At 64.9% G+C, this 6660-nt stretch carries 4 protein-coding genes; 1 reads left to right on the top strand and 3 read right to left on the bottom strand.

Going from position 1 to position 6660, the window contains the following annotated elements:
* Positions 1 to 218: 218 nt before the first annotated feature.
* On the bottom strand, positions 219 to 2534 hold the full coding sequence (locus tag EN861_RS26025; protein WP_135866397.1) for a glucose/quinate/shikimate family membrane-bound PQQ-dependent dehydrogenase: 2316 nt from the start codon (positions 2532 to 2534) through the stop codon (positions 219 to 221).
* A gap of 259 nt (positions 2535 to 2793) precedes the next feature.
* Between EN861_RS26025 and EN861_RS26020 the strand changes: the two genes are divergently transcribed.
* On the top strand, positions 2794 to 5418 hold the full coding sequence (locus tag EN861_RS26020) for a UvrD-helicase domain-containing protein (protein WP_135866395.1): 2625 nt from the start codon (positions 2794 to 2796) through the stop codon (positions 5416 to 5418).
* 38 nt (positions 5419 to 5456) lie between these two features.
* Here EN861_RS26020 and EN861_RS26015 read toward each other — a convergent pair whose 3' ends face one another.
* Entirely contained in the window at positions 5457 to 5771 is a 315-nt protein-coding gene (locus EN861_RS26015) for a hypothetical protein (RefSeq protein WP_135866393.1), read from the bottom strand.
* A gap of 55 nt (positions 5772 to 5826) precedes the next feature.
* Positions 5827 to 6582: a DUF4239 domain-containing protein gene (locus tag EN861_RS26010; protein ID WP_127871668.1), complete on the bottom strand. Its 756-nt coding sequence runs from the start codon at positions 6580 to 6582 to the stop codon at positions 5827 to 5829.
* Positions 6583 to 6660: the final 78 nt, after the last annotated feature.

Raw genomic sequence — 6660 nt, 5'->3', positions numbered from 1 at the left:
AACAAACCGTAGCCGCTCGTCCATGATCCCAGTTTCTCGCCAAACCATCGCCGGTCCTCCCGGCGGACAAGAAAACTGTCACCCATGCTATCGGTCCATTCTGTTACCTATCTATCCGGTTCGGACACCAGCCACTTCTCCCCGTCACTATACGGGGAGAAGTGCCCGGCAGGGCGATGAGGGGCGGCGCTAGCGTCGCGAAAACTGGACCCCGCCCCTTACTTGGGCAGCGCGTAAGCCATCACATAATCGCCAGGCTTGGTGCCGACCGAGCCGTGGCCGCCGGCAACGATGACCACGAACTGGCGCCCGTCCGCGACCGTATAGGTCATCGGCGTCGATTGCCCTCCGGCGGGCAGCCGCGCCCGCCAGAGCTGCTTGCCTGAAGTCAGGTCATAGGCGCGCAGATAGTCGTCGACGGCGGCGCCCAGGAAGGCGACACCGCCGGCCGTGATCATCGGCCCGCCGATGCCGGGCACCCCGACCTTCAGCGGCAACGGCAGCGGCGTCATGTCGTAGACGGTGCCGTTGCGGTGCTTGTAGGCGATCTGTCCGGTCCTCAGATCAACGCCGGCGACATAGCCCCAGGGCGGCGCCTGGCAGGGGATGCCGAGCGGCGACAGGAAGGGTCCCATCACCACCGCATAGGGCGCGCCCTCATTGCGGTTCAGCCCCTGCTCGCTGCCGCGCCCCTCGTCCGGCGGCGGCACCTGATCGCGCGGAATGAGCTGCGACTTGAACGCCAGGTAGGTCGGCATGCCGAACATCACCTGCCGCACCGGATCGACCGCTACCCCGCCCCAGTTGAAGGTGCCGAAATTGCCGGGATAGATCAGCGAGCCCTGGACGGAAGGCGGCGTGTAGCGGCCTTCATAGCGCAGGCCCTGGAATTCGATCCGGCACGCCAGCTGGTCGAACATGGTGATCCCCCACATGTCGGCGCCGGTCAGCGGCTTCGGCATGAAGGTAAGATCGGAAACCGGCTGCGTCGGCGATGTGTGATCGCCTTCGATGGCGCCGCCCGGCGCCGGCACTTCGTTCACCGCGATCACCGGCTCGCCTGTGCGCCGGTCGAGCACATAGAGGTCGCCCTGCTTGGTCGGCCCGACCAGCGCGGGCACGACGGAACCATCGGCCTTGGTGATGTCGACCAGGCTCGGCTGCGCCGGCACGTCCATGTCCCAGAGGTCATGGTGCACGGTCTGCCGCACCCATTTCAATTGCCCGGTATTGAGGTCGAGCGCGGTGATCGAGGAGGAGAATTTCTCGACATTGGCGCTGCGCCCGGCGCCGAGTTGGTCCGGCGTCTGGTTGCCGAGCGGCACATAGAGCAGGCCGAGCTTCTCGTCGGCGCTCGGCGTTGACCACATGTTGGGCGAGTTGGCGGTGTAGGTCTGGCCGGCCGCCAGCGGCGTCGTCTGGTCCGGATTGCCGGAATCCCAGTTCCATAGCAGCTTGCCGGTGCTCGCATCATAGGCGCGGATGACGCCGGACGGCTCCTGCGTCGAATAATTGTCGTTGACCGCGCCGCCGACGATGATCTTGCCGCCCGCGATCAGCGGCGCCGAAGTCGAGTAGTAATAACCGGACTTCGGATACGGCATGTTGGTCAGCAGATTGAGCGTGCCGCCCTCGGCAAAGGCTGGGCAAACCTGCCCGTTGGCGGCGTCGAGCGCGATCAGCCGCGCATCCGAGGTCGGCAGATAGACGCGCGTCGCGCAGGGCTGGCCGGCGGCGCCCGCGGCATCGGCATAATAGGAGACGCCACGGCAGGTCTGGTGCTGCCGGTCCTTGTCGAGCTTGATCTTGGGATCGTAGCGCCACTTCTCCTTGCCGGTCGCCGCATCGACCGCGATAGCGAAATTGTGCGGCGTGCAGATATAGAGCGTGTCGCCCACTTTGAGCGGCGTCACCTGGTAGGTGGTCTCGCCGACATCGTCCGGACCCTTCACGTCACCGGTGCGGTAGGTCCAGGCCGGCTGCAGATTGGCGACATTATCCGGTGTGATCTGGTCGAGCGGCGAATAGCGCTGGCCGAACTGCGTGCGCCCGTAATAGTGCCATTCGCCCGCCGGCACGTCGCCGCCGAGATTGGCGTTGGGGATCACCTTGTCGGTGTCGAGCGCGCCGCCGATGTCCTTCGGGTCCGTGGTCATCGAATAGCCGGCCACCGCCAGCGATGCCAGCACGGCCAGGATCAGTGGCGCGCGGCCGTCCGGACCGGCAAGGCCCCGCCGCGCCCACGGCGTCAGCAGCCACAGCGCCACCAGCACGATGACGCCGCCGCGCGGGCCGAGTTCCCACCAGTCGAAGCCGGTTTCCCAGACCGCCCAGGCAAGCGTGCCGAGCACGATCGCCGCGTAGAGCCAGAGCGCCGTGGAACGGCGTCGGTAGAGCAGCCAGGCGGCGACCAGGAAGGCGAGAGCGACGATGATGTAGTACCAACTGCCGCCCAGCGAAGCCAACCAGATGCCGCCGGCGCCAAGCGCCAGGCTGATGAGGAAGAGGACGAGGGAGGTGATGGTGACAGCCAAGATGATACTCCTTCGACTGTTGCGCGCATGGAGGCGGCCTTGGGCAACCCGGCATTGCGTGCTGCCCCGTACGCAACTTTCTCCCGACCGCCGCGCCTGTCAAGCGCAGGTCAAGGGTCCGCGGCGGCAACCTTGTCCCCCTGCGGTTGTTCACAACGCCGGCCGCCATATCGCTGGAGTGGCCCGTATCAAGCACTTTACCGGAACAAAACGTAGACAGTTCTGGTCTTTCCCTCCCGAATCACTACATTCGGGGGAGATGTCCGGCTTTTCCGAAGACATGCCCTTTTTCGACGAACCCAATGCGCGGCCCACGGCCCCGTCGGGCATTGCCGCGCGCGCCATGGCCGCCCGCGGCGGCCAGAACAATGCGCCGGACTATCTGAAGGGGCTGAACCCCGAGCAGCGGCTGGCGGTGGAGACCACCGAAGGCCCGGTTCTGGTGCTGGCCGGCGCCGGCACCGGCAAGACCCGCGTCTTGACCACCCGCATCGCCCACATCCTCGCCACCGGCAGGGCATTCCCCTCGCAGATCCTGGCAGTGACCTTCACCAACAAGGCCGCGCGCGAGATGAAGCAGCGCATCGGCATCCTGATCGGCGAAGGCAATGTCGAGGGCATGCCATGGCTCGGCACCTTCCACTCGATCGGCGTGAAGTTGCTGCGCCGCCATGCCGAGCTTGCCGGCCTGAGATCCGACTTCACCATCCTCGACACCGACGACGTCGTGCGGCTGATCAAGCAGCTGATCCAGGCCGAGGGCCTGGACGACAAGCGCTGGCCCGCAAAACAGTTCGCCCAGATGATCGACGGCTGGAAGAACAAGGGCCAGGGTCCGGCCGACATCGCCGAGGGCGATGCGCGCAGCTTCGCCAACGGCAAGGGCCGCGAGCTTTACAAGGCCTATCAGGAGCGTCTGCAGACGCTCAACGCCTGCGATTTCGGCGACCTGCTCTGCCACCCGATCCGCATCTTCCGCGCCAATCCCGATGTGCTGAAGGACTATCACCGGCGCTTCAAATACATCCTGGTCGACGAGTACCAGGACACCAACACCGCCCAATACATGTGGCTGCGGCTGCTCGCGCAGCGACCGGAAGGCAAGCCGATCTCCCCCCTTGAGGGGGAGATGTCCGGCAGGACAGAGGGGGGCGCCTCGCGCGACAGGGCCACCGTTAACATCTGCTGCGTCGGCGACGACGACCAGTCGATCTATGGCTGGCGCGGCGCGGAGGTCGACAACATCCTGCGTTTCGACAAGGATTTTCCCGGCGCCACCATCATCCGGCTGGAACGCAACTACCGCTCGACCGCACACATATTGGGCGCCGCTTCCCATCTCATCGCTTACAATGAGGGCCGTTTCGGCAAGACGCTGTTCACCGACCGCAACGATCCCGAGGATGGCAAGGTCAACGTCCACGCCGCCTGGGATTCGGAGGAGGAAGCCCGCGCCATCGGCGAGACCATCGAGGCCTACCAGCGCCAGAAGCACAATTTGAACGACATGGCGATCCTCGTCCGCGCATCCTTCCAGATGCGCGCCTTCGAGGACCGCTTCATCACGCTCGGCCTGAACTACCGCGTCATCGGCGGCCCGCGTTTTTACGAGCGCATGGAAATCCGCGACGCACTGGCCTTCTTCCGCGTCGTCGCCAACGGCACCGACGACCTCGCCTTCGAGCGCATCGTCAATGTGCCCAAGCGCGGCCTGGGCGAAGCGACCATCCGGCAGATCCACGACACGGCGCGCGGCATGCGCATCCCAATGCTGGAGGCGGCGGGCACGCTCGCCGAAAGCGACGAGCTGAAGCCGAAACCGCGCGCCGCGCTGCGCGAGGTCGCGGCCAATTTCGAACGCTGGCAGAAGGCGCTGGAAACCACGCCGCACACCGAGCTCGCCGAGACCATTCTCGAAGAGAGCGGCTACACCGACATGTGGAAGAACGACCGTTCGGCGGAAGCCCCCGGCCGGCTGGAGAACCTGAAGGAACTGATCCGCTCCATGGAGGAGTACGAGTCGCTGCGCTCCTTCCTCGAACATGTCGCGCTGGTCATGGATGCCGAGCAGAATGCCGGGCTCGATGCCGTTTCCATCATGACGCTGCACTCGGCCAAGGGCCTCGAATTCGAGACCGTTTTCCTGCCCGGCTGGGAGGAAGGCCTCTTTCCCCATCAGCGCGCGCTGGACGAAGGCGGCCGTTCGGGGCTCGAAGAAGAGCGCCGCCTCGCCTATGTCGGCCTGACGCGGGCCAAGAAGAACCTGCATATCTGGTTCGTCTCCAACCGCCTCATCCACGGCCTCTGGCAATCGACCATTCCGTCGCGCTTCCTCGAGGAACTGCCGGAAGCCCATGTCGAGGTCGCCGAAGCCGGCAATTCCTACGGCGGCTACGGCAATCCCTATGGCGGCGGCTCGTTCGCGTCCGGCCGTGGCGGCAGCCAAGGGGCAGGAAGACAGAACCCGTATGGCGCCTCGCGCTTCGACAATATCGGCGGCAATTCGGGTGGCGCGGAAAAATCCGGTGCCTTCTCCAACACCTATTCGACACCGGGCTGGCAGCGCGCGCAGGCCAACCGCACCGAGGCGACCGATCGCAACTGGGGCACGCGCTCGGGCCATCAGATCGAACGCATCGGCTATGGCGAAACAGACTCCGGCTACGGCGCCGGCCGCACCAGCGTAAAGGGCCGCACCATCGACGGCGAACTGGTCGCCAAATCCGTCTCCGACACGCCGTCGGCCTTCAGCGTCGGCGACCGCGTCTTCCACCAGAAATTCGGCAACGGCAACATCGCGGCCATCGAAGGCAACAAGCTGACCATCGACTTCGACAAGGCCGGCCAGAAACGCGTGCTGGACGGGTTTGTCGCGGCGGTGTGAGGTGAGGCGTGGCTTTGACAAGAAGCCGGCGACGTCGCTCAATCCACCTTCTTCTCGCCCCGCTCACCGACCTTCACGATATCCCCTGTCGTAAACAGGATTTCCTTCAGTTCCGCGCGCCAGTCCGCCTTCTGGCGCAGCAGGAATTCGAGGTCCATGCCGAAATGCTTGAACTCCTCGCTCTGCGCGTTCTTCATGATCGCCTTGGCCTGCGGGTTTTTCTCCACCGACATGCGCTGTTCGTACCAGCCGATCGCTTCCGCCTCCTCGATCAGCGAGGCGATCATGCGGGCGAAGGTGCGCACTTGCTGCGACAGTTCTTCAGGCGGTTCGTGATACTGGTCGAAACCCATGTCGTCCTCCATTGGCCATCCCCATGAATGTCTGGGGAATGCCGCCGGTTCCGCATCATCGCTGCAATTCCGCCAAGGCCCGCTCCAGCGGCGCCGACGAAATCTGGATCGGGCCGGAGAACGCCACATCCATGTCCAGGATCAGGTAGATCGCCCCGGCAATCAGCGCGGCCGAGACCATGAAGGTCGCGGCAGTGATCGCATTCCTCGGCGCCCTGAACCCGAAACTGGCGAAGATCAGCGCCAGCCACGTAACCAGCATGACGATCAGCGGCCAGGGGATCGTGCCCTCCGACTGCTCGATCAGCACCCAGCGCAGTTCCAGCACTTTCTGCAGCCGCTGACGGGCGTCCTGCAAGACGGAGGCGCGCGCCGCGTCGGCCGGCGGCAGCGCGCTCAGCCGTGTGCCGATCTCCGTCAACAGATGTTCGGACAGCTCGTTGCCGGCGGCAGGCCTTTCGTCGCTCTGCATGGCGTCGGCCACCACCCTCTGCACATAGGCGACCAGCGGCTGGCGCACCGTGTCGGTTTGCGGTCCGTACTGGCGCAGGGTCCTGTCGAGTAGGATCAGCTCCGTCGCATAGGCATGCACATTGTGATCGATCGACTCGAAGGTGTTCTTGGCCGAGTTGATCATCAGCCCAAGCATCAGCGAGGTCATCACTCCGAACAGGTTGGCCGCGAGCCGGACCACGGCATTCGTATCGTCGTCGCGATGCCTGACCGGCATCCTGGGCCAGACCGCCATGGCGGCGAAAGCTGCCCCCGCCAGGCACAGGAAGATCACCGTTGCGATCAAAGCTTCGCGCATGCCGCTCATTTCTGCACGAGACGCGCGGATTGCCAATGGCTGCTTGAATTGAGCCAGCTTCAGACGTCTTGGTGCGCA

Source organism: Mesorhizobium sp. M8A.F.Ca.ET.218.01.1.1 (genome assembly GCF_004791165.1).
In the GTDB taxonomy this organism is placed as follows: domain Bacteria; phylum Pseudomonadota; class Alphaproteobacteria; order Rhizobiales; family Rhizobiaceae; genus Mesorhizobium.
This window is presented reverse-complemented; position numbering and strand designations above follow the sequence as displayed.

Bases quoted from the DNA above. Each gene is read 5' to 3' on its own strand.
- EN861_RS26020 (WP_135866395.1), top strand. From the start codon at position 2,794: ATGTCCGGCTTTTCCGAAGACATGCCCTTTTTCGACGAACCCAATGCG.
- EN861_RS26015 (WP_135866393.1), bottom strand. From the start codon at position 5,771: ATGGGTTTCGACCAGTATCACGAACCGCCTGAAGAACTGTCGCAGCAA.
- EN861_RS26010 (WP_127871668.1), bottom strand. From the start codon at position 6,582: ATGCGCGAAGCTTTGATCGCAACGGTGATCTTCCTGTGCCTGGCGGGG.